This window comes from Anoxynatronum sibiricum, assembly GCF_039414295.1.
GTDB classification, from domain to species: Bacteria; Bacillota; Clostridia; order Peptostreptococcales; family Tindalliaceae; genus Anoxynatronum; species Anoxynatronum sibiricum.
Genome location: NZ_JBCITM010000001.1, coordinates 60,387 through 82,354, shown reverse-complemented (window position 1 = coordinate 82,354; position 21,968 = coordinate 60,387). Strand labels below are relative to the sequence as shown.

Genomic DNA, 21,968 nt, shown 5'->3' with positions numbered 1-21,968 from the left:
TTAACAGCTTTAAACAATGAGAGCACCTCCCAACACACCCAACAACCAGACAGCGGCAAACACGATGCCGGCAAAGGTCATGCGTTTGGCGTTACTGACGGGGGCTTCACCGCATATTTTTCCTGTCTGACCATTGATCATAAAGAGGTATTCTTTCCCACCGTACTGGTGAATCAGTACATACACCGGCAGCATGGAATAGGCATGGGCTTTTTCTTTCATGGTAAAGGCCTTGTCCCGGATTCGAAAGCTGGAGTAGGTTCCTGCTTCCCGGCGCAGCTGGCTTTCTGTCTGGCTTTCCACCCGCTGAGCCATGATTTTTTCTGCATCCTCCACCGGTTTATCATATTTTTCTGCAGTAAAGCCCGACATGTACTGCAGGGAAAAGTCGGTGAGAGCACTGTAATCAAAGGGTTCCACTGCCTGCATCAACTCATCGTCCAGTTTCATGGAAGCATCCACCGGCACACGTTCATACCGGTAGTCACCTTCCCGTACCACCTGGTAATACTTGGTATTGGTCACCCTATAATCCCCCATCACATAGCTGTTAGTGCGGGTACCCTCGCCATCAATGCGACCGGCCACCTGGCAGTCAAATAACCAGAAAGGGGCGTAAACGCCGGTGATTTTTTTGATTTCATCAGCGGTTTTAAATTCATCGGGAGCAAATCTTTTCTTGGAGATCCATTCCCGGTAGATCCCTTCTGCCTGCTCTTTTGTCAGGTAAAAGGGAATCAGACTCTCGGGCTTGAATTCTCCGGCAAACCGGGTTTTGATAATGGTGGGGCTCTGGCAATACAGACAGTGGGTGGCCGCCAGGGTGGCATCTGTCACCAGCTCGGCTCCGCAGTTCTGGCAGTGATACGAATCCAGCTCGGTGGCTTCATTTTCAGGAACCACTTCTGCCTCCTGACCTGCTTCATCCAACTGCTGTTTTTCAAACTCACTGAAACAATAATGGCATTTCCATTTCTGCGAAGGCGGATGAAATTCCAGACCCGCTCCGCAATTCAGGCACCGAAAGGCTTTTATACCGCTCATGGGCATACCTCCCCCTTCTTCATATTGTCATGTTAACGTGGCCTAAGGCTGCTTTGGAAAGGCCGTGCCGCATTCAGGACAAAAAGCGGGCGTCGATGCCCCTGGTTCCGCCTTCCAGCCGCAATTGGTGCAGGCAGCTGAAGCTGCCTTGTCATCAGGGCGCTTGGTTCCGCACTGGCTACAGAAAAGACCGGTATTGGTATGACCGCAGCTGCATTGCCAGGTATCCGCTTCCGGTTTCTTTTTCCCGCAGGAGGAACAAAAATGACCACCTGCATTTTGATGACCGCAGGCACATACCCAGCTGCCGGCACCGGCAGCCTGAGGCACCGGCTTCTGATTGCCGCATTTGGAGCAGAACCGGGCTTCTTCAGGCATCTGAGTGCCGCACTGACAGATCCAGTTTGAGGAAGTCGCTGTACCCGGCGTTGACGCTGGTGTGGGCTGGGGTGACTGGTGTGGTGTGGCAGGTGCCTGCTGTCCCGGCATCATTCCCATCCCTCCGGCGGCATTCATTCCCATGGCCATGCCGGCAAAGCCCATCATGGCACCGCCCTCATTGGAACCGGCAGCTTCCAAGCCAGTGGCCAGACCAGCAGTCATGCGGGCTGCACGGGCATTGGGATCCAACAGGATGGAATCGCTGGCGTAACGTTCCAGCAATTGATTGGTGGCATCGTCGAAGGAAATACCGGCAATCCCCACGCTTTGAATGATAAATCCCCGCTGGGAAAGCCATGATTCATCCAGCACCTTGGCCATGTACATGCCCAGCTCCATGGTTTTCATGGGAATGTCGGATACCAGCACCTGATCAGCTGACAAACTGGCCAATGCTGTTGTATAGGCCATGAGGAACTCATTGATATACTGCTCTGCCATATCACCGGAGGAAAGATTGCTCTTGTCTGTTTTCTGACAGACTTCGGCGTAAAACAGCAGCGGATCCATCACCCTGATGGAATAGGTGCCAAAAGAGGTCACCTTGCAGGGGACCACTCTTCCCGGCACCAGCACCCGGTCGGTATAGGACACGGGAGTTCTCGTTCCAAAACGAATGTTGGGAAATTCCTGCTTGTTGACATAAACCACCTGTTGCTTCAAAGGGGTGGTCCCGCCGAATTTCAGACGTTCCCAGGAATCTTTCAGGGAATGCTTCAACCCTCCGGGACGTTGAATGCTTCCCGTGCCGGTATTGCTGATGGCCTGGGTTTCAGCTCCTTCTTCTGAACGAAAAAAAATCGAGGGTGCTTCAGACTTGTCTACCCGGTAATAACCCGGGTCATCGGTTCCAGCGATGATTTTACCGCCGCTCACCAGCAACATGTACACATTTTCAGGCACATGAATGATGGACCCGTTGGAGATGACATCCTCTGTGCGCTTCTTGTTGACACTGCGCTTGTCATTTTTTCGAACCAGCACCCCATAACTGGCCAACACCGAGTTATTAATGGTATCCGGTTCCACCGTCTCCAGCCACTGGTCTGCCAGGCCGCCGCCTGCGGCACCGGCTATTGCTTTAATGATTCCCATGATGCTTCACCCTCCCATTTCTACCTGTGTCAGCGGTTTTGACGGCGTCCATTGCCGCGACTGACATCGGCTAACTGCTTCTATTATACCACGCAATGTATGGTGCCACACGCTCAAGAACACTTCCCAGGATGATTTTGACTGAGACTCCGTTCCTTACAACCCCTTGCCTTTTTCATTGAATCAGAGTAAGATAATGACATATGCGTTGTTGCATCTGCAACACAATGTTGGAGGAGGACTGGCAGTGCTGATTCAATCCATTAAACAAGGTACCCGCAAGGGCCTTGAAACCACTTTTTTGCTGGGAAAGATCATTGTTCCCGTCTATTTTTTTGTCACTTTTCTGAGCCATACCCCTGCCATCGATTGGATTGCCCGCCTTGCTGAGCCGTTGATGCGCCTTTTTAACCTGCCCGGTGAAGCCGCCATTATTCTGGTGATGGGCAACCTGTTAAATCTCTATGCGGCCATTGGTGCGATTCAGGCCATCTCTCTGACTTCTTCGGAGATTCTGGTCATCGCCCTGATGCTTTCTTTCTCCCATGCTCTTTTTGTGGAAACCGCCGTGGTGAAACAACTCCAGGTGAGCGGCCTGAAAGTGGTGGCCCTGCGCCTCAGTCTAATGATGCTGGCAGGCCTGGTGTACGGCACACTCATGAGAGGGGGCCTGGTATGATGGACATATCAGCTGTTTTTCAGGAAGCCTTTTTTGGCAGTCTGGCATCTGTCTGGAACATCGCCAAAGTGGTCATGCCTCTAATGATTGTGATTCAGGTGGCGAAAGACTACCGGCTGCTGGATTACCTGAGCCGTTTCATGAAGCCAGCCACCAATTTTCTGGGTATGTCCAGGGAATCCGGCTTCCCGCTGATGGTGGGCCTGGCCTTCGGCCTTTCCTTTGGGGCAGGGGTCATCGTACAGAGTGCCAAGGAGGGCAACCTGTCGAAAAAAGACCTGATTCTGCTTTCTGCTTTTCTTGCCAGCTGCCATGCCGTGGTGGAAGACACCCTTATCTTCGTGGCTGTGGGGGCCAATGGGTGGATCCTGCTCTCGGCCCGTCTGCTGACAGCCATCGTAGCCACCTTCCTGTTGTCAAAGCGACTCACGCACCTGACCCACGATGATACCATGCAAATTCAACGTGAAAATATGAAACAGCCGGTGAGCTAGCCGGCTGTTTTCTTTTATCTGTTATTCTTATTCAATACCCCGGTGAAGATGGCCTCTGGTAACCCCTTCTAATTTCAGTTGCTGCAGCAATGTTCTGTCAGCGCGGAGCATTTCTCCCTTCAAACCCCGGCGATGGAGATTCACCAGCGCTTTCACCTGTTCCGGTGTTTCTTTCATAAAGTTCAGTCTAAAAAATCCCACACCCGCTTCCGCCAGTGTTGGCAGATCTTCCAACAACAGCAACTTTTTGGAGTTCATGATTTCTGTCTGGCAATGAAGACGTCTGACAATGGGAAAAACTTCATTTTTACGGTCCATCAGGGCGTAATCAGCCTGGCGGCACATGTCGCAGTGTAGGGGTTTATCCATCACCGCCGCCATGACACAATGTTTCATGGCCATGACTGGCACCCCGCCGTAAACCAGCATTTCAGTATTTTCAGGCATCATCTTCATGGCCTTGATCTGAGAAAGGTTCAGCTCAGGGGACAGGCTCAGCCGCTGGAAGCCGCCATGCCTCAAAAATGCGTAGGTGTGGTCATTGAGTATATTAAGATTAAAATCGCCCACCCATTGAAAATCACCAAAGGGGATCAGCTGTCCCAAACTCTGGATCAGCACCGTTTCCAGCTGTAAATCCGAAATAGTATTTAAATATTTTTCAAGATCTTCATCCGGTGTCAGGCGAAAGATCTCTGGGATCAGCTGCCCCGGAAAGGAAGTCTCCTTTGCCAGTGCCACCGCCTGCGGTAAGGTTTCCGGGTCTTTGTAGTAAATGATATCTGCCTGAAGGCTCATCAAAGCTTCCAGCTGATCAAGTCTGCCGGTGGAAAAAGTGAGAGCAGGCAATGGCATGCCACCAATGGAAGAAACTCCAGAAAAATCAACATGGCGTAAAGACGTTGGAGCGGTTTCCCCTGCGGATCTGACAGCAGGCTGCAGCAAATGAAACCTTCGCTGAGGATACCGGTTCATCCGGTGGTGGTTTAACTGCTCCACCAGACTCCGCCGCAGCTCATTCAGCGCTTTCATAGGCACCGACAGATTTTCCTCCAGTTCCACTTTCACACTGACAGCCTGATAAGGTGTGCCCCCCATTTTACTCAACTGCTGCTTGACATCAGCCTCTGTCACGGCACGCTTAAGGGCTTTTTGGGGAGCCACTACCACGCTGGTTGTCACTTGATGCCTCCCATCGGAGAGAGAACCGGTAAGGGGCTGTCCCAGGCGAATGGTCGCTTCCAGAGAAACAGGAATGGTCAGTTGTTCTTTATGGTAGGTTTCCTGAAGCGTTTGCATCAGCTGCATGTCATAGGTTTTAAAAACCATTTCTCCCCGACGGCATTTGTGCTTGAAATTCACCTGACAGGTCTGATCTCCATGACAAGTTTTCACCACTTTACCTTTCAGCTCCATACGTTCCACCCGACCACCGACGGACTCGCTCCGGCGTCTGATCTGAATTTCATCGTGATGATGCAGATCATCTGAAAGTTGAAGGGTGACTTTCCCAAGAGTGGCATCATAGGATGTCACTTTTCCCACTGGGTACCCCTGATTTCCCGGATGGGCCATACTCATGAGAGCTGTTCCCGTCACCCCCATGAGATGACCGCCGCTGAAGCCCCGCTGAAAGACAGTAAGGGTTTTTGCCAGTGCTGGAATTGTCTTCGAAAGGTCATTTGACGTTGAAGCCGCTTCCTCCAACAGAGTTCGGTATGCCCTCACAGCTGCCGCCACGTATTCCGGCCGCTTCATCCGTCCTTCGATTTTCAGGGAGTGAGCGCCCGCCGCCACCACCTGCTGGATATGATCCAACGTATAGAGATCTTTGGGACTTAAAAGATAGTCTCCCTGAGATGACGGCATCTTATCGCCGGATTGCCGGTTAATGAGAGTGTATGGCTGGCGGCAGGGCTGGGCACAGCTGCCCCGGTTACCGCTGCGGCCGCCGATAAGACTGCTCATGAGGCACTGGCCGGAAACAGAAATACACAGGGCTCCGTGAATGAAAACCTCTAATTCCACGCCGGTTTCTGCCCTTGCCCTGCGAATATCCGCCAGAGTCATTTCACGTCCCAAAACCACCCGTCTGACACCCAATGACTCCAAAAACTGAATGTCGGCCACTGTCTGAACAGACATTTGCGTGGAGCAATGGATGGGCAGGTCCGGGTAGGTGTTTCTCACATAGTCCACCACACCCAGGTCCTGAAGGATCACTGCATCCACATCTGACTGGTAAAGAAAGTCAAGATATTCCCTCAGCAAGCCCCATTCATGATTCAACACCAGGGTATTCACCGTCACATACATCGAAACATCCCTGGCGTGGCAGTATGTAATGGCTGCCTGAAGTTCTTCATGCGAAAAATTGCCGGCAAATTTTCGAGCTCCAAAAGATTTGCCGGCCAGATAGACGGCATTGGCCCCATTTTGAACCGCCGCTTCCAGGGCTTCTCTTGTACCAGCAGGCGCTAAAATCTCATAGGCTTTTGAATGTTTTAGGTCACTTTTTCTTAGAGATTCGTTCATGCTCTTTTTCATAAAATCTGCGTCCGATTCTTCTGAAGTTGGTTGCTCCGATACCCTCTTCAGTTTTTTCTCATGTTCTGTTCTGGATTCCATCATGTTTATTCTCCCTTTCAAACACATTAACCTTCAGCGTTGCCAGCTTGCAAAGGAATCCTTTGCCGCTTATTTCTATTATCTGAGCATGATTTCTGAATAACCCGCATCATGTTTGCTTTCAGGTTATATTATAACCTGACCGCATGACACTGTCACCCAACGTCCTTTGTCTGTTGATAAAATTACAAAGACAACATGATCACTTCAGTGTCTGCTGTCATTTCTCAACTAACCGTTGCGAATCATCAGCTTCACACAAACAAAATGAAGTGATATCCCTTGACAAACTCAAAATCCATCACATTTGAGGGTCTGCTCATATCGAACTCTATCAAATTATTGTTTTAAAACGTCTTTTTTATTGACAATTCATTTGCAACATGACAAACTGATAAGAGCTCATGCTTTTGTCAGGAGGACTCCCATGAAACACTTTGAAATTGAAATTGCCGGTCTGAAACGCCGACTGCCCATTGTTCAGGTATCTGATGAAATCGCCCTGGCCAGTTTTGTCATACTGGGTGACCAGGAGCTGGTGGCTGCTGCTGCTCCCATGATTCTGGAAAAGCTGCCGCCGGTGGACTATCTCATGACTGCCGAGGCCAAGGGAATTCCTCTGGTGCATGAACTCTGCCGACTGTTGCATCACCCTTATTATGTGGTGGCCCGTAAAAGCCTGAAACCCTATATGGAAGAAGCTATCATGACTGAAGTGGTTTCCATTACCACCCAGCAAAAACAACATCTCTACCTGAATGGGTCTGATGCGTCACTCATTAAGGGCAAACGGGTGGCCCTGATTGATGATGTGATTTCCACAGGCGAATCATTAAATGCCCTGGAACGACTGGCTACAGAAGCCGGTGCCCAGGTGGTGGCTCGTGCAGCTATTCTGGCTGAAGGCTTTGCCGCTGACCGGGACGATATTCTTTTTCTTGAAGAACTGCCCTTTTTTCCTGTTGAATGCACTGAATGAGGTGCTAAATAGCTTTGTGATTCATCCCTTTTTTTATTAGCAAAGCAGCTTTGCACCTATAGCGGTGCTGATGTCATATCATCATTGACTCCATTTGACCAAACGGTTCTCTTCTTGCTAATCATCAACTCTCATTGTGATTTCGCCGTTTATCCCACTGAATTACCTCAGACAGTTAATGGCCGGTTATACAACCGGCATTCTTATGCTTTCATTTTCACCAAATAAGTTCAATGACCCTGGTTTGCTAATATTATTGCTTTCCAATTATTCTAGCATATTTATCATTTACACCCTCAACCATGAAATCGATTTTGCTGTGCAAAAATGGAAACACTTCGGTTACCTGTTTGCAACAAGCCATCACATACGTTTTCATATCTTGTTGCCAGCTCTTATAAACTCAGCTTGCTATACATCCCATTTTTCATATCGTTTGAAAGGAGGTCTTCTTTGTTGAAAGCATGGTTGTAGCATTAAGCAATTTGTTTATCATTCAACTGTCCCAGAAAATCGTCAATTGGAGGTTATTGTATGAAAAGCATTAAAACAAAGCTGATTATTTTCTTTTCGTTAATCATGATACTTATTTCCGCTTCTTTTGGGTTTATTGCCCTGCATACCGCCACCACCACCATTGTTGGTGAAGCTGAGAAAACCCTGGAAGGCCTGGCTCAAGAGGGTTCCCGCTTAATTGAAAGTCGTATCGTTGCAATGCTGCAGCAGGCAGAGTCAGTGGCCGCCATTCCTGACATTGCCTCCATGGATTTTGAACTCCAGCAGCCCATTTTGGAGCAGTTGGTGCAGGAGCTGGATGTACTCTCTTATGCTGTTGTTCATCCTGACGGCACCACCTACACCTATGATGGGTTAGTGATCAATCTGGGCGACCGGGATTATGTACAGCGGGCCTTCAATGGCGAATCTGCCATGTCAGACCTTACTGTGGCCCGATCCACCGACGAGCTTTCTCTTCTGTATGCTGTTCCTATTAAGCGCCAGGGAAGAATTGTCGGCGCGCTGGTTTCAAGGGGCAGTGGCGAATCCTTAAGTGAACTGGTTCAGGACATGGGTTTTGGCGAACAGGGCTACACCTATATGATCAACAGCGAAGGCGTTATTGTGGCCCATAGGGACAGGCAATTGGTCATGGATCAAATGAGCGCCATTGAGATGGCAAAGGAGGATCCCACCTTTGAATCTGCTGCTCAGCTAGTGCATCGTATCATGGCCGAGGGCACCGGCATCAGTACCTACAACTTTAGGGGCAATGACCTCTACGCCGCCTACACCCCGGTGGCCGGTACCGAGTGGACCATTGTCAACACCGCCTTTCAACAAGAAGTACTGGGCTCTTTACCCGCCTTTCGAAACAGCATTATCCTCACTGGTATTGTGATGCTTCTCATCGGCATTGTTGTCGTGTATATCATCGGCAGTTCCATTGCCAAACCGCTGGTTCGTTCAGTGGAGTTTGCCAATCGCATTGCCGCACTGGACATTACCGATGATATACCCGAAAACTATCTTCATCGCCAGGATGAAATTGGCACCCTGGCGCAAACATTTCAGGTGGTGGCAGAAAATCTGCGGGAATTTGTCAAACAAATCACTTTTACATCGCAACAGGTGGCTGCTTCTTCTGAGGAGCTGACCGCCACCAGCCAACAGTCCAGTACCGCAGCTGATGAAGTGGCCCGTACCATTGAATCCATTGCAAAAAGTGCCGGCGAACAAGCGCAGAACACCGAGGCCGGTGTTTCGAAGACCAGTGAAATCAGTGATCTCATAGAAGCTGCCTTACAGTCGATGGGCGATATTAATGCGGCCCTTGAAAAGCTTACTTTGCTGAAAAACGATGGCGCCGAGATGATTAAGGCGCTGAATGTGAAAACCAAGGACAGCCACGAAGCCATTCAGACCATCTTTAACAGCACTCGTGAAACCAACCAAAGTGCGGAAAAAATTGGCGAAGCCAGTCGTCTCATTCAAAGTATTGCCGAGCAAACAAACCTGCTGGCCCTCAACGCTGCCATCGAAGCTGCAAGAGCCGGAGAAGCCGGCAGAGGATTTTCTGTGGTTGCCGAAGAAATTCGGAAGCTGGCTGAGCAGTCCACCGCGTCTGTTCATGAAATTAACGCCATGCTGGAAAAGCTGCAGGAAAACTCCCGCGGCGCTGTGGATGTCATGCAGGGCGTCACCGGTATTATTCAGGAACAGGTGGAAAGTGCCGATGTGACAGAAGAAAAATTCGAAGGCATTGCCGAACAGGTGGAAACCGTCAAAGCCATTGTGGAAACTTCGACAAAAGCCGTGAGTCAAATGAACCAGAAAAAAGCAGAGCTGGAAGAAATCGTGCGTTCACTGGCAACCATTGCCGATGAAAATGCTGCCGGTACAGAAGAAGCTTCTGCTTCTGTGGAAGAACAGACTGCCTCCATGGCAGAAATTGCCAACTCCAGTGAGATGCTGGCCCAACTGGCCGTAGAAATGCAGGAGAGCATCAGCAAGTTTAAATACTAATCGTCAGCAACTACTAAAGCCGGGATCAGCAAACTGCTGATCCCGGCTTTAGTCAGTTCAAAGCATATATCATCATAAATCGTATTGCTCACATAAGATTTTGTGTTCGCTAACTCCGTCAAAACTGTTCCAGTCTCCACTCATAAATGGGTATCAATGGCAGCTATAAGCTGGTGAAAATCAATGGGTTTTTCAAGAAATGCATCCATGCCCGCGTCCATGCATTGTCGTCGATCTTCTTCTGTAACGTGAGCCGTCACGGCCACAATTTTAGGTGATTTTTTGTTCCTAAGAGATCGAATCTGACGTGTCGCCTCCAGTCCGTTCATTCCTGGCATTTGAACATCCATTAAAATAAGGGAATAGTCTGCTTCACGAAACATGGCCACAGCCTCATTGCCGTCATTTGCCATTTCAAAAGAATATCCTCTTTTCTTCAACATCAATTCCAGCATTTTTCGGTTTGTTTCCTGGTCTTCCACCACTAAAATATGCGGCAGCCTTTCTTCCTTAATACCATTTTCTTCTTCGATATGAATGTGATCCTCATCAGTATTGATTTGATTAGATATAGATTCAGCCAAAGAAAATGGAATCTTAACTGTCATAGTTGTTCCAATATCTGATTTGCTTTCCGCTTCAATCGTTCCCTCCATCAATGCCACCAGCTCTTTTGTTATTGACAGGCCCAGGCCTGTTCCTCCATGCTGGTGAACAACACCATTGTCTGCCTGGTAAAAGGGTTTGAACACTTCATTAAGCGTTTCCTGCGTCATGCCTATGCCTGTATCTTCAACAATAAAACTGATAACAGCCTTTCCCGATTCAGACACTTTTGTTTCGTCTTCTCTGTTGACAGTCAGTCGCACCGATCCTTTTCTTGTAAACTTCACCGCATTAGCTGTCAGGTTCATGATAATCTGTTGTACTCTCACCGCATCACCCACCACACCGACTGGCAGCCGGGATGACATACTCACTGAAAGTTCAATGTTTTTGGCATCAGCCTGAACTTTCACTGGTGCTGTGCCTGCTTCAACGATCTCTTTCAGATTAAATGCCTGCTTTCTCAGTGTGATGTTCCCTGACTCGATTTTTGACAAATCCAAAATATCTTCCACAATTACCAGCAACATTTCTGATGCTTGAAGGATCAAATCTGCATATTCACGATGGTCACCATCTGATGCAGTTTGATGCAATAATTTTGCAAATCCCATGATGCCGTTTAGGGGTGTTCGAATTTCATGGCTGATATGGGTCAGAAATCGGCTTTTGGCTTCATTGGCAGCCACCGCCGTTTTTTCAGCTGTTTTCCGCGGGGTGATATCCACGTGTGTTCCGCTGAGACGAAGGGGTTTGCCATCATCACTCCAGGCGTTCACCTTGCCTTTGCTTTGGACCCATACATAATGACCTTTTTTGTGTTTCATCCGAAAATCGACTCGGTAGTATTCTTGATGGTGATTGAAAACTCCTTCCAGTGTTTTCTCAACAACCGGGTGATCTTCCCAGTGAATCAGTTGTTTCCATGCTTCGATCTGCGGTGCGATTTCTTTCACCTCATAGCCGATGATTTCGGCCCAGCGCTGGTCCACCCGATTTTCACCGGTTTGCACATTCCATTCCCAGATGCCTGCCTGGGTTCCTTCAATCACCATGCTCAGGCGTGCCCGTTCAGCTTTCAGAACTTCTTCTGCTTCAATGCGACGTAACGAGGCTGCAGCGAATGAAGCGTAAAAATCAAGAACTTCCCACTTTGGATTCGGTTGTTCCCCTGTCAATGCAATGACTGAAGAACCATACAACCTGTCGAGCAAATAATGCTGTATGAGGATAAACCGATCAATACCCGTCATCAAGTGAAAGGTTTTAGAAACCGCCGGCGGAATATGACCCATGGTTGCTTCTGTCAGACTCGAAAACAAGATCACCAATTGGTTTCTTTTACTTGCCACCTCTGCCTTTGAGACACGTGTTTCCAAATGCAGCACTCTTTTACCAAGGATTTGGACCACCTTTTGAAGAAATGCACTGGATGCTTCGATGTGCTGAATTGTCATGACTTCACGATGATGATCATACAGGGAGAATACGACAGCCACAGCCTGGGTCATCTCCTTTAACTGACTGGTCATCACCTTTTGAAGTGCTTCGAGATTCTCTGCCAATGCCTGCTCTGTGGTCATTCGACTCAACTCTTTCCAGATACTGTTAAACTCAGTCATTGGTTGCGCCCGATTCTCTTTTCTCATCTGCCTCACCTTCCAACTTATGACTTGCCCATTTATTTCTGGAGAAGTGTCATGGTGCGCTGAACCTCACCCAGTGCAGCTTTGTATTAAAGATACTCAGCCTTATCCTCGTACTGTCAGATTGCGAATTAAACGATTCTATAATGGTATTATATCCAAAAATAAACTGCGTAAATCTTCAGAAATCTCAACAGATGTATGTTTGGTAAATAGTGACATTCATCCTTCATAAAAAGACGGAGGGTGTTTTCCCTCCGCCGTCAATAGGTTGTATTTCTATTCTTTGATCGTATTATCGTCCCATTAAAATCTCGTTGATGGGCTTGCGAGTTGCCGGATTCTCTTTTTTCTGCAGTTCGGGATTCAAGTCTTCTTTTCTGCCGTAATACCCCATGGCCACCGCTGCGATCACCGACGTATCTTCGCCTATTTCAAAGATTTCCCGGGCGCGGGATACACTGAACCCTCCCATGGCGTGGGTGTGGAGACCTCTACGCTGCGCCTCCAGGCTGAGATAGCCCCAGGATGTGCCGGCATCAAAAAGATGCCAGCGATTCTCCTTGTCATTGCGGGAAAAAAGCTTGCGGGACAGAATCAACATCAAAACGGGTGCCTTGGAGGCCCATTCCCGGTTGGTCTCTGCCAGCACTTCCAACATTTTTTCGTAATCAGCTTCTCCCTTTATGGTCACCAAAAAATGCCAGGGTTGCTCGTTGAAGCATGATGGCGCATATCGCGCCGACTCCATAACTCCCATCAGATCTGCTTCTGAGACGGGACGGTTTGGGTCGAAGGCTCTTGGTGACCAACGTTTCTTCACTTCATCAAGTATTTCATGATCAAAGGTTCTGGTTGTCATTTTTTTACCTCCCCATTGGCGTTCTTATCTTTTTCCATTTCATCTTCTTGCACCCTTACTCTTGGTGAAGCATTCAAATCATTTATACCATTCATACCCAATGACAATCAAAAAATGAGCCTACAGGCATTATTTCAATTTCACCACAGATCACAGGCATTCATGGCGAGTAACTGCTGGTTCAGAGCAATGATCCGAAGCCTTGCTTTCCATCACCGTTTCAATATGTTTCGCCGTTACTTATGGCGTCGTGATTACCAGTCCCACTTGAATGGGTATAATAACAATCACATCATCATTGTCATTCCGATCAGTGCAACTGGGTGAGTAGAGCTTCATAACCCCTGCAGATGATACCTCCACCACAAACAGAAAGAGAAGGTGAAATGAATGGTAAAGCTGACAGTTTTTTATGATTTTATCTGACCCTACTGTTATCTTGGCAAGGGTCTTGTCAACGAAATGGAACAACACTATCCCCTGGATGTAACCTGGGTACCTTTTGAACTGCATCCAGCAACACCTGAGGAAGGAATTCTTTTAACTGATCGTTTTGGTGCCGAAGATTTCAACATGAGGCTGGAAGAACTGAAGTCACGGGGAGCCCGCTGGAACCTGACTTATCATGGTCTTGAGCGAATGGCCAATTCTCGTATGGCCTTGCTGGCTGAACTCTACGCCACCCACCAACAATGCGGAGAAGCTTTCCGAACTGCTGTCAGTCACGCTTATTTTGAAGAAGGTCTCAATATCGGCCAGCAGGAAGTTCTGCTTCGCATTGGGGAAAATGCAGGTTTAGACCGGCAACAGCTGGAAACCTACCTTCAGCGGGCGGGGAATGACCTGCTGTTACCGGCACAACAGCTGGCAACGCAATGGTCAGTGAGTGCAGTGCCCACCTTTGTGGTAGCCAATGAACATAAAATCGTCGGGTCCGACCAGGATCAGGCGCTGCGAAATGCCATAGAAAAAGCCATGAAGGCCAGTGATAACTGAACAATATCTGTTCATCAACAAAAGCACCCCAAGTATGACAGGGTGCTTTTCCCATGACCGGAAACAACTCAGGTTTATCCTCAGCCAAATTGACCCTTGACAAGATCACATCATCGACATATACTTCTATTGAATGAAATTTCAACCAATAATCAGGAGGTGCTCTTTTGCCCCGTAACAAATCTCAAAACCAACAAATCCGAGATGAACGAAGAGAGCAAATTCTGTCACAGGCATTGATGCTTTTCGCTAAAAGAGGCTTGGCTGCCACTAAAATCACTGATATCGCCGATGCTTCTGCTATCTCCCAGGGACTGATGTATCACTATTTTTCTTCCAAGGAAGCCATCTTTGTGGAACTCATCAGCAGAGCTTTTGACAGATTAAGCCAAGCCTGCCGATGGCTGGAGGAACAACCAATGCCTCCATTGGAGAAGATCACCTTTGCCCTCACCGAACTCCTGAAACTGCTGGATCAGGATGAAGACGCTGCCCGTTATCATTTACTCATCGCACAGGCAACGGCTTCTGATGCGATTCCCGATGAAGCTAAAGCCATCATCCTCCGAGAAAATACTTTTCCCTACGAGTCCATTTCCCGCATCATGGCAGCAGGGCAGCAAGAAGGCACCATTAAGCAATATGATGCCGATCAGCTTGCCTTGATTTTTTGGACTTCCATCAACGGATTAGCCATTTACAAGGCTGTTCATGGCACTAAATATCTGGCTCCCAATGTGGAAATCCTTGTTGGCATGTTTCAGTCAAATCATCTTTAAATGCACACACGTTGGCGCTTAACACGGTTCAGGAACCACCCACAGTACCGGAAATTTCCATGCGAAGGAGAAATAACATGCCCAGTGTCCGAGGACGCCTCATTAAAACCTTGTTGCAACACCGATACCTGTTCCGATATCCATTTAAGAAAGCTCGCATTGACTGGACCCGTTATGACTCCATCCTTCAATTTCGGGAAGAGGTTGAAGCTGGAGCAGGCAAGTTTGGCAAAATGCCCCAAGACCTACAGGTGAAGCCTGTTCAAATCGGTGATCTCTACGCTGAATGGATTGAGCCATCCCAGGCGGCTTCCGACAAAGTGATTTTATACTTTCACGGGGGTGGCTATGTCACAGGCACCTGTCAGTCTCACCGGGCCCTCACCGCCAAATTTGTCAAAAGCAGCGGCACTGGCGCTCTGTTATTTGAATATCGACTGGCTCCAGAAAACCCCTACCCGGCTGCATTGAAGGATTCGCTGGCTGCTTATCAATGGCTGCTCCAGCAGGGAACCGCCCCCTCTGACATTGTTTTTGTGGGTGATTCTGCAGGCGGCGGGCTATGTCTGGCAGCTCTGCTGGCCATCCGTGACCAGGGCATTCCACTTCCCTCCAGCGCGGTTGCCTATTCTCCCATTACCGATTTCACCTGTAGCGGCAAATCCCACGAAACAAATCTCAACATATGTCTATCGCCCGAAGGAATGGCCCCTGCTCTCTCCCGCCACTACGCCGGAGGGACAGACCCTGCCCTTCCCTATATCTCGCCTCTCTTTGGAAATTTGGAAGGACTTCCGCCTCTGTTGATTTATGCCGGAGAAGATGAAACCTTGCGGGATGATGCCATTCGCTTTGGCCATAAGGCCAGGGAAGCAGGCGTTAATGTCACTTTGAGGATTGGCGAGGGAATGTTCCACTGCTATCCTGCCATCGCCCCCCTTTTTCCTGAAGCAACAGAGGCTTTCAACGAAATATGTGCGTTTATCAATACCGGCACCTTATTTCATTGAAAGATCGTTGCGCGATCCATCCAGGCACCATTTATCGTTGTATAACAAAATCAGTCTCCACCCACGGCAGAGACTGATTATCAGCTTTTTGTCACAATCATTTCATCCCCTAACAGGGTGTATGAAAGATCGTGCAACCTAATTTTTCTTTTGTGCCTGAACTGCTACTACAGGCTTCCCATGTACTTCAACGTACGCACCAGCTGAGCCACGTAACTCATTTCGTTATCATACCAGGCGACCACCTGTACCTGGAACACACCGGTTCCACTTCTGGCCACCAGTGTCTGTGTGGCGTCGAAGAGTGAACCATAATCCATACCAATAATATCACTGGAAACCAGTTTTTCTTCTGTGTAACCAAAGGTTTCATTTGAGGCCGCTTTCATGGCTTCATGAAGACCTTCCTTGGTAACTGTTTCAGATTCGTCTTTTAGCACTGCATTTAAGATCGTGCAGGAGCCGGATGCCACCGGAACACGTTGTGCGTTCCCCATCAATTTGCCGTCCAGCTCAGGAATTACCAATCCAATAGCTTTGGCAGCCCCGGTGCTGTTGGGAACGATGTTCATCGCTCCCGCCCGTGCACGGCGAAAGTCGTTTTTCTTGTGTGGGCCATCCAACAGCATTTGATCACCCGTGTAAGCATGAATGGTGGTCATGAACCCAGTTCGCAGTTCCCGATAATCATTCAGTGCCTTTGCTACGGGCGCCAGGCAGTTGGTGGTGCAGGAAGCAGCCGAAACAATGGTGTCATCTTTGGTCAGAATGTCATGGTTGACACCATAAACAATGGTGGGAAGATCGTTGCCTGCAGGTGCAGAAATCAACACCCTTTTAGCCCCAGCATCGATATGTGCCTGAGACTTTGCTTTTGTACAGAAAAACCCGGTACATTCCAGCACCATATCCACATCCAGTTTTTTCCATGGAAGCTTGGATGGATCCGGCTCTTTGAATATTTCAATCTCTGTGCCGTCCACAATGATGGAATGATCTGTGTTCTCCACGGTATGACCCGCATAGGCCTTCTGAACGCTGTCATACTTCAGCAGGTATGCCAGCATATCTGGCTGACTCAAGTCATTGATGGCCACCACTTCAATGTCCTCATTCCCAAAAATCTGCCGAAATGTCAAGCGTCCAATACGTCCAAATCCATTAATCGCAACTTTCATTTTCATCGTCTCTTCCTCCTTCATCTGCTTTCATCAGTGATCATTCATTTACATTCACTCAGATTCTGTTTCGATGACTTCGGTACGGCACTTATACTCTTCATTTCCCAGTTTGTCTGTAATGATCCAGGCACTTTCAATATCCAGAAAAGTGACAGGCGCTACCGTCTCAAACTTTCTGCTGTCTGCCAATACGTATACAATGGATGATCTCTTTGCTGCGTGTGTTTTCACTGTGGCTTCGTCCAGATTTGGAGTGGTAAAACCATGTTCCAAATCAACGGCATTGGTCCCCAGAAAGCACTTGGTGAAATTATACTTGGTCAGCGCCGCAAGAGCTTCTGTTCCGGTAACAGCTTCAGTACTTGCATTCACTTTGCCGCCCAACAGGTATACCCGGTGCCCGCTGCGTGTTAAAGCCAGTGCGTGGCTCAACCCATTAGTGACATAGGTAGCAGCTTTGTCAGGTAGAAAATCAATCAGCTTTGCTGTCGTGGTGCCGGCATCAATAAACACAAAATCATTGGCTTCGATGAGACTTGCAGCATGTTTTGCGATGGAGTCTTTTTCTATGACACTGAACACAGCCCTTGTTTTCACATCTGTTTCTTTCGAGGTTAGGTATGTGTCACAAGAGACCGCTCCGCCAAAAACTTTTTTCAGCTTTCCCATATGGTCCAGTTCGATGATATCTCTTCGAATAGTTGATTCACTGATGGTAAGCTCTTTTGCAAGTCTGGTCACCTTAACGGCACCCTTTGACTGCACTTGAAAAAGAATTTTTTCGTAGCGTTCCTGTTGCAGCATGATTCACCTCCCTCAAAAATATCATACCATACAGATGAGCAAAGTCAATCATTTTCAATCAAATGCACTCATTTTCTGCCAAAATCATTCGAGCGATCTGTTAAAGTCCTCCATCAGCTCATATCTGATCATCCCCTGCGCATGGCAAGGTCTGGTCAGCATTGGTTGGATGCTATCATATTTGTCACATAAACAAGTTTCATATAGTCCAATTATCCAAAAACAACGGGGTCAGACAGTCTGTCAAACGATAAAACCCACTGCCAGCACAAAAAGCACAATCAACGGTGCCGGCACTTTTTTCGACAGCAAGAGGACCGTCGTCAACGCTGTGACCGCCACATTATCCAGCACGAGCCCGCTTCTCTGCATGAGAATTACCGCTGCAACGGTGATCAGACCACCTGCCACAGCAGTCACTCCTTTTAGAGAAACTTTGATGCCACGAATGTTCTTGAGGTTTTCCCAGATGGGAATGATGAAATAGATCAATAGCAACCCTGGCAGAAAAATGGCAACGCCGCTGACCACAGCCCCCAAAGCCTGAAAGAAAACACTTTCGCCACGAGCTGCCATGCCGCCGGCATAAGCACTGAAGCTGAACATGGGACCCGGCAGTCCCTGCACCAATCCAAACCCGGTTAAAAATTCCTGGCTGGACATGTATTGGTAAACCTCCACCAGTTCACTGTACATGAGGGGTATGACCACCTGTCCCCCGCCAATGACCAGATACCCATACCGATAGAATTTCTCAAAAAGATCAAGGGTTCTGTAATCCACCAGAAAACTGAGGATCAGGCTTCCCAAGGCAAAAAAGCCAAAGACAGCCAAGTATATCCAGGGCGGATTCAGTTTTACCCTGTTCCACAGGTTTTTCTCACCCGAAGTCATGACACTAACAACTCCACCAACAATGAGCACCAGGGGGAAAATCCAAGGATCCCGAATCAGATAGGTGGTAACGGCTCCAAAAATCAAAAGACTTGCTGTGATGCGATCCTTCACCACTTTCCTGCCAATCCGCCAGGCCGCCACAATAATGAAGCCCACCGCCATGGGCCCAATGTATCGAAGACCATCCTGAGAAATATTCATCTCTTCCAAAAACTGGCTCAGAAAAGACAGCAGCGTCATGGCCGTCAACACAGGCAGTGCCCACACCAGCATGGTGAAGAATGCCAACAGCGGGCCTCCCATCTTATAACCAATGGCCACAATGGTCTGTGTGCTGCTGGGCCCCGGCAGAATCCCTGTTAAGGCAATCAGTTCCACCAGTTCTTCTTCTGTGATGTACTTTTTCTTCATGATCAACTGATCTGTAAAGACGCCGTAGTGAGCTTCCGGGCCTCCATAGGCTCCCAGCGAGCAAATGAAGACGTCCTGCAGGAAGATCTTCCACCGAACTGGTTGACTGGCTACTGCTCTAATTTCTGTTTGCATTCCAGAACCTCCGTTTCGTCGGTGTCTTTTGTTTTTGTTCCATTATCAATAGGTGTTCGCAGATTTAATGGGAGGAAGCTTTTGGCAGCCTCCATTCTTTGCTTAATGGCTATCCAACCTTCATCTTGCCTCATGCCTGATATTTTTTGATCCCATTCATCTATTGACTTCCTATTGATACCCTCACCTTCTACAATTAATATGGAATTCATAAACTGATTTTTGTGCGGTAAAAAGAGATAGGGGAAAAATCCCTATCTCACAGACTGCAGACAAAATATGATGAAGACAAGGGATTTGGTAAAGGGCAGCCTTGGAAATCTTGTCAGTGTTTTTTCGAAAAGATGAGAAAACCGCCAGCGCCTGCTGTTTGAGCGCAGCGAGTTCAGGCGCTGTTTTCGAGACTTTCGACTAAAAACACACACGATTGGAATCAGATGCCCTGGCCAAACCCCTTTGTCTTCAACCTCAGAGATAGGGGAATAATCCCTATCTCACAAGCATTGTGTCACTATACCGTACGACAATCCATCGAAAGAAGCCGCTTAACGCTATTGCAATTCCCGGTAATACTGGGGAAATTTTTCTGATCGATTGTTTAAGCATATTTCTGTTGACTGTTCTTTATCCAGGGGTAAATTACCCTCTGCTTTTCGGTAGACTTCTCTGTTGATTCTTTGAGCGAAGCAGCCAATTTTAGGAATTCCCATGACTGCATTCATTTCCTGCCATAAGACCTTGATGCTGTTCTCAGTGACGTTGCCAAAGCTCATGGGAACAAAATCGCAGGGATATAGATCCCCATTGGCACTGATATAGGCGTGCTGGGTTCCCGCACCACACCCAAACTTCGCTTCACTTTCAGTGTAGGCAAAGGTGCTGATTTTCGGCAATGCTTTCACTTGATTTGCTTTATGCTGGATGTCGATGAGTTTTTTTCTGTCGGCGGTACCGTAAAGGATTTGATCCAACTTCTCTTCATTCAGCAGTTTTCCGCTGAGAATGGGTTCCAGCAGTTTGACTTCATGGGCCCCATGATCCCCGGCCAGTTTAAAGAGCTTAAACAGCTGATCTTTTTCCAGATTTGCCTTTAACGCAACGGTTTGTGCCATGACGTAGAGTCCTGCTTGTCTTGCATTTTGAAGGGCCGTCAGCGCCATATCAAAGGCCTGTTCATCTCTTCTGTTCTGATTATGCACCTCCCGGTCATGGGAATCCAGGCTAATGCCGATGCTGAACAACCCATTCTTTTTTAATTCCCGGGCCCTTTCTGGTGTCAGGTTAAAGCCGCTGGTAAAGAGCATTGCGGTACTTCTTGGGTCGACGGCTTTAACGATTTCAAAGATATCTTCCCTCACCAGCGGTTCGCCGCCGGTGAGGCCAATGATGCTGGTTTTCATGTCCTGCAGGTCTTTAATCACCCGAATCCACTGTTCTGTCGTCAGTTCTCTTTCTGCCTGTCCCGTTTTCGCACTGCAGTAGATGCAGTTGTTGGGGCACTTATGGGTGATACTCAGATAACTGGAGATGGGCGCCGATCTTTTCCCATAGATCTGCTGGGTGAAGATACCCCTGGGCTCTTTAACCGCCCGCATATTTGTGTAAAATGGCTCCGATGGGAAGGGGGGCATAAACGTGCTGATGATGTACTTGCCCTCATGCTTCATGATTTTTTCGCCTTTTTGCATGCTTGCCAGCATCTTGACATACTTCATCATGTTAAATGCCTGATCTTCCTTGAGGATCCCATAGGTTTTATACATCCCTTTGATGGCTTCCCGATCCACTGCCATTCTCATCAGCATGGTTGCTTTATGTATGTTCACCATTGACACCGCCATTTCGAAAGATTCCATAGACAAAATTATGATTTATCTCATACTGGTGATCCCTGCATTTTTCTTTTTCGATTTCCCGAAGGATGTCACCCTTCACCTTTTCATAGTTGTTAAATATCTGCATGGTTCCTGCCAGAGCTCCTGTTTCATTGAGCCACGCCAACAGTTTTTCCGGGGTATCAAAAGAAAAGATCGCCTCGCCTTCGTCGATTTCGACGGCCACAAATCCATGATGCCGAAACCAGTTCTCCAGCCCTTCTCTTCCCTTTGGCAGTTGAAGGGAGATATCCATGGGTTTCCTCACATTTTCCGGATTTTTCGCCATCACCCGAAGGAAGATTTCCTCCATTTTATGCAGGGTCCCCGTACGATTGGCAATGACGCCCACTATGCCGCCATCTGCCAGTCTTTCCCTGAACTTCTTTAGCAGCACTTTGTGTGGAAAGTAGGGTAATGCCCATCCACACAGGATGACATCAAATGTCTCCTCTGTCTCATTGAGAAAGGTGATACCATCCATGTGAACCAGTTTGACCCCCTGGTCCGACAGATCAGCGCAGTGTTCCAGCATTTTTTCTGAAATATCCACAGCGGTTATTTCACAGGGCACACCCATCCCGACGATTTTCCGGCTGATATAACCTGTGCCGCAGGCAAAGTCCAGCACCCTGATGGGTTTTTGGCCGGCGGTTTCATTGGACAATATCGCAGGCATGATCATCTGGTCTGTAAATTTCCCCATCTGTTCGATCCAATCTTGATAGGTATTGGCAACCTCATTATAAGAGGCTTTGTAGTCCTCCTGATTAACCACTTCTTTTTTCAGCATTTTAAAAATCATCTTGGTGTAGAACCTGGATTTGTGAATCATTTTTCTTCCTCCACAATGATGAAGTGATGGTCTTAAACAGCTCTACGCG

General features: G+C 48.1%; 17 protein-coding genes and 1 pseudogene. 7 read left to right on the top strand and 11 right to left on the bottom strand.

What is annotated here, in order from left to right; translation table 11 throughout:
* Positions 1–9 precede the first annotated feature (9 nt).
* Both AAIG11_RS00355 and AAIG11_RS00350 read right to left on the bottom strand, forming a co-directional pair.
* On the bottom strand, positions 10–1,044 hold the full coding sequence (locus tag AAIG11_RS00355; protein WP_343184294.1) for a TFIIB-type zinc ribbon-containing protein: 1,035 nt from the start codon (positions 1,042–1,044) through the stop codon (positions 10–12).
* Positions 1,045–1,086: 42 nt separating this feature from the next.
* A complete protein-coding gene (locus AAIG11_RS00350) occupies positions 1,087–2,580 on the bottom strand; it encodes an SPFH domain-containing protein (protein WP_343184293.1) in 1,494 nt (497 codons plus the stop codon).
* A 247-nt stretch (positions 2,581–2,827) separates the two neighbouring features.
* Between AAIG11_RS00350 and AAIG11_RS00345 the strand changes: the two genes are divergently transcribed.
* Positions 2,828–3,259, top strand: a complete 432-nt coding sequence (locus AAIG11_RS00345) for a nucleoside recognition domain-containing protein (protein ID WP_343184292.1) — start codon at positions 2,828–2,830, stop codon at positions 3,257–3,259.
* Positions 3,256–3,753: a nucleoside recognition domain-containing protein gene (locus tag AAIG11_RS00340; RefSeq protein ID WP_343184291.1), complete on the top strand. Its 498-nt coding sequence runs from the start codon at positions 3,256–3,258 to the stop codon at positions 3,751–3,753. Before AAIG11_RS00345 ends, AAIG11_RS00340 begins: the two co-directional genes overlap by 4 nt.
* Before the next feature lie 27 nt (positions 3,754–3,780).
* On the opposite strand, the gene AAIG11_RS00335 is transcribed toward AAIG11_RS00340, so the two are convergent.
* On the bottom strand, positions 3,781–6,384 hold the full coding sequence (locus tag AAIG11_RS00335) for a U32 family peptidase (protein WP_343184290.1): 2,604 nt from the start codon (positions 6,382–6,384) through the stop codon (positions 3,781–3,783).
* A gap of 424 nt (positions 6,385–6,808) precedes the next feature.
* On the opposite strand from AAIG11_RS00335, the gene AAIG11_RS00330 reads away from it, so the two are divergent.
* Both AAIG11_RS00330 and AAIG11_RS00325 read left to right on the top strand, forming a co-directional pair.
* A complete protein-coding gene (locus tag AAIG11_RS00330) occupies positions 6,809–7,360 on the top strand; it encodes a phosphoribosyltransferase family protein (RefSeq protein ID WP_343184289.1) in 552 nt (183 codons plus the stop codon).
* A gap of 534 nt (positions 7,361–7,894) precedes the next feature.
* Positions 7,895–9,883, top strand: coding sequence for a methyl-accepting chemotaxis protein (locus tag AAIG11_RS00325; RefSeq protein WP_343184288.1), 1,989 nt, complete (start codon positions 7,895–7,897; stop codon positions 9,881–9,883).
* Between the two features lie 140 nt (positions 9,884–10,023).
* Here the strand turns inward: AAIG11_RS00325 and AAIG11_RS00320 are convergent, their stop codons facing one another.
* Together AAIG11_RS00320 and AAIG11_RS00315 are read right to left on the bottom strand one after the other, a co-directional pair.
* Complete coding sequence (locus tag AAIG11_RS00320) at positions 10,024–12,138, bottom strand: PAS domain-containing hybrid sensor histidine kinase/response regulator (protein ID WP_343184287.1); 2,115 nt, start codon at positions 12,136–12,138, stop codon at positions 10,024–10,026.
* Between the two features lie 292 nt (positions 12,139–12,430).
* Positions 12,431–12,997, bottom strand: coding sequence for a nitroreductase family protein (locus tag AAIG11_RS00315; RefSeq protein ID WP_343184286.1), 567 nt, complete (start codon positions 12,995–12,997; stop codon positions 12,431–12,433).
* Between the two features lie 438 nt (positions 12,998–13,435).
* Between AAIG11_RS00315 and AAIG11_RS00310 the strand changes: the two are divergent.
* The 3 genes and pseudogenes from AAIG11_RS00310 to AAIG11_RS00300 all read left to right on the top strand — a co-directional run.
* Positions 13,436–13,993, top strand: a pseudogene (locus AAIG11_RS00310) (DsbA family oxidoreductase); the annotation flags it as partial.
* A gap of 167 nt (positions 13,994–14,160) precedes the next feature.
* Positions 14,161–14,772: a TetR/AcrR family transcriptional regulator gene (locus AAIG11_RS00305; protein WP_343184285.1), complete on the top strand. Its 612-nt coding sequence runs from the start codon at positions 14,161–14,163 to the stop codon at positions 14,770–14,772.
* Positions 14,773–14,849: 77 nt separating this feature from the next.
* On the top strand, positions 14,850–15,782 hold the full coding sequence (locus tag AAIG11_RS00300) for an alpha/beta hydrolase (RefSeq protein ID WP_343184284.1): 933 nt from the start codon (positions 14,850–14,852) through the stop codon (positions 15,780–15,782).
* Between the two features lie 167 nt (positions 15,783–15,949).
* On the opposite strand, the gene gap is transcribed toward AAIG11_RS00300, so the two are convergent.
* From gap to AAIG11_RS00270, 6 genes are all read right to left on the bottom strand, one after another.
* Positions 15,950–16,966, bottom strand: coding sequence for a type I glyceraldehyde-3-phosphate dehydrogenase (gene gap, locus AAIG11_RS00295; RefSeq protein ID WP_343184283.1), 1,017 nt, complete (start codon positions 16,964–16,966; stop codon positions 15,950–15,952).
* A 48-nt stretch (positions 16,967–17,014) separates the two neighbouring features.
* Complete coding sequence (locus tag AAIG11_RS00290) at positions 17,015–17,767, bottom strand: DeoR/GlpR family DNA-binding transcription regulator (RefSeq protein ID WP_343184282.1); 753 nt, start codon at positions 17,765–17,767, stop codon at positions 17,015–17,017.
* A gap of 243 nt (positions 17,768–18,010) precedes the next feature.
* On the bottom strand, positions 18,011–19,210 hold the full coding sequence (chrA, locus tag AAIG11_RS00285) for a chromate efflux transporter (protein ID WP_343184281.1): 1,200 nt from the start codon (positions 19,208–19,210) through the stop codon (positions 18,011–18,013).
* Positions 19,186–19,344, bottom strand: coding sequence for a hypothetical protein (locus AAIG11_RS00280; protein WP_343184280.1), 159 nt, complete (start codon positions 19,342–19,344; stop codon positions 19,186–19,188). The genes chrA and AAIG11_RS00280 overlap by 25 nt, the downstream gene beginning before the upstream one ends.
* A gap of 417 nt (positions 19,345–19,761) precedes the next feature.
* Positions 19,762–21,015 carry a radical SAM/SPASM domain-containing protein gene (locus tag AAIG11_RS00275; RefSeq protein WP_343184279.1) on the bottom strand — a complete coding sequence of 418 codons (1,254 nt, stop codon included), beginning with the start codon at positions 21,013–21,015 and terminating at the stop codon, positions 19,762–19,764.
* 7 nt (positions 21,016–21,022) lie between these two features.
* On the bottom strand, positions 21,023–21,919 hold the full coding sequence (locus tag AAIG11_RS00270) for a methyltransferase domain-containing protein (protein ID WP_343184278.1): 897 nt from the start codon (positions 21,917–21,919) through the stop codon (positions 21,023–21,025).
* Positions 21,920–21,968: the final 49 nt, after the last annotated feature.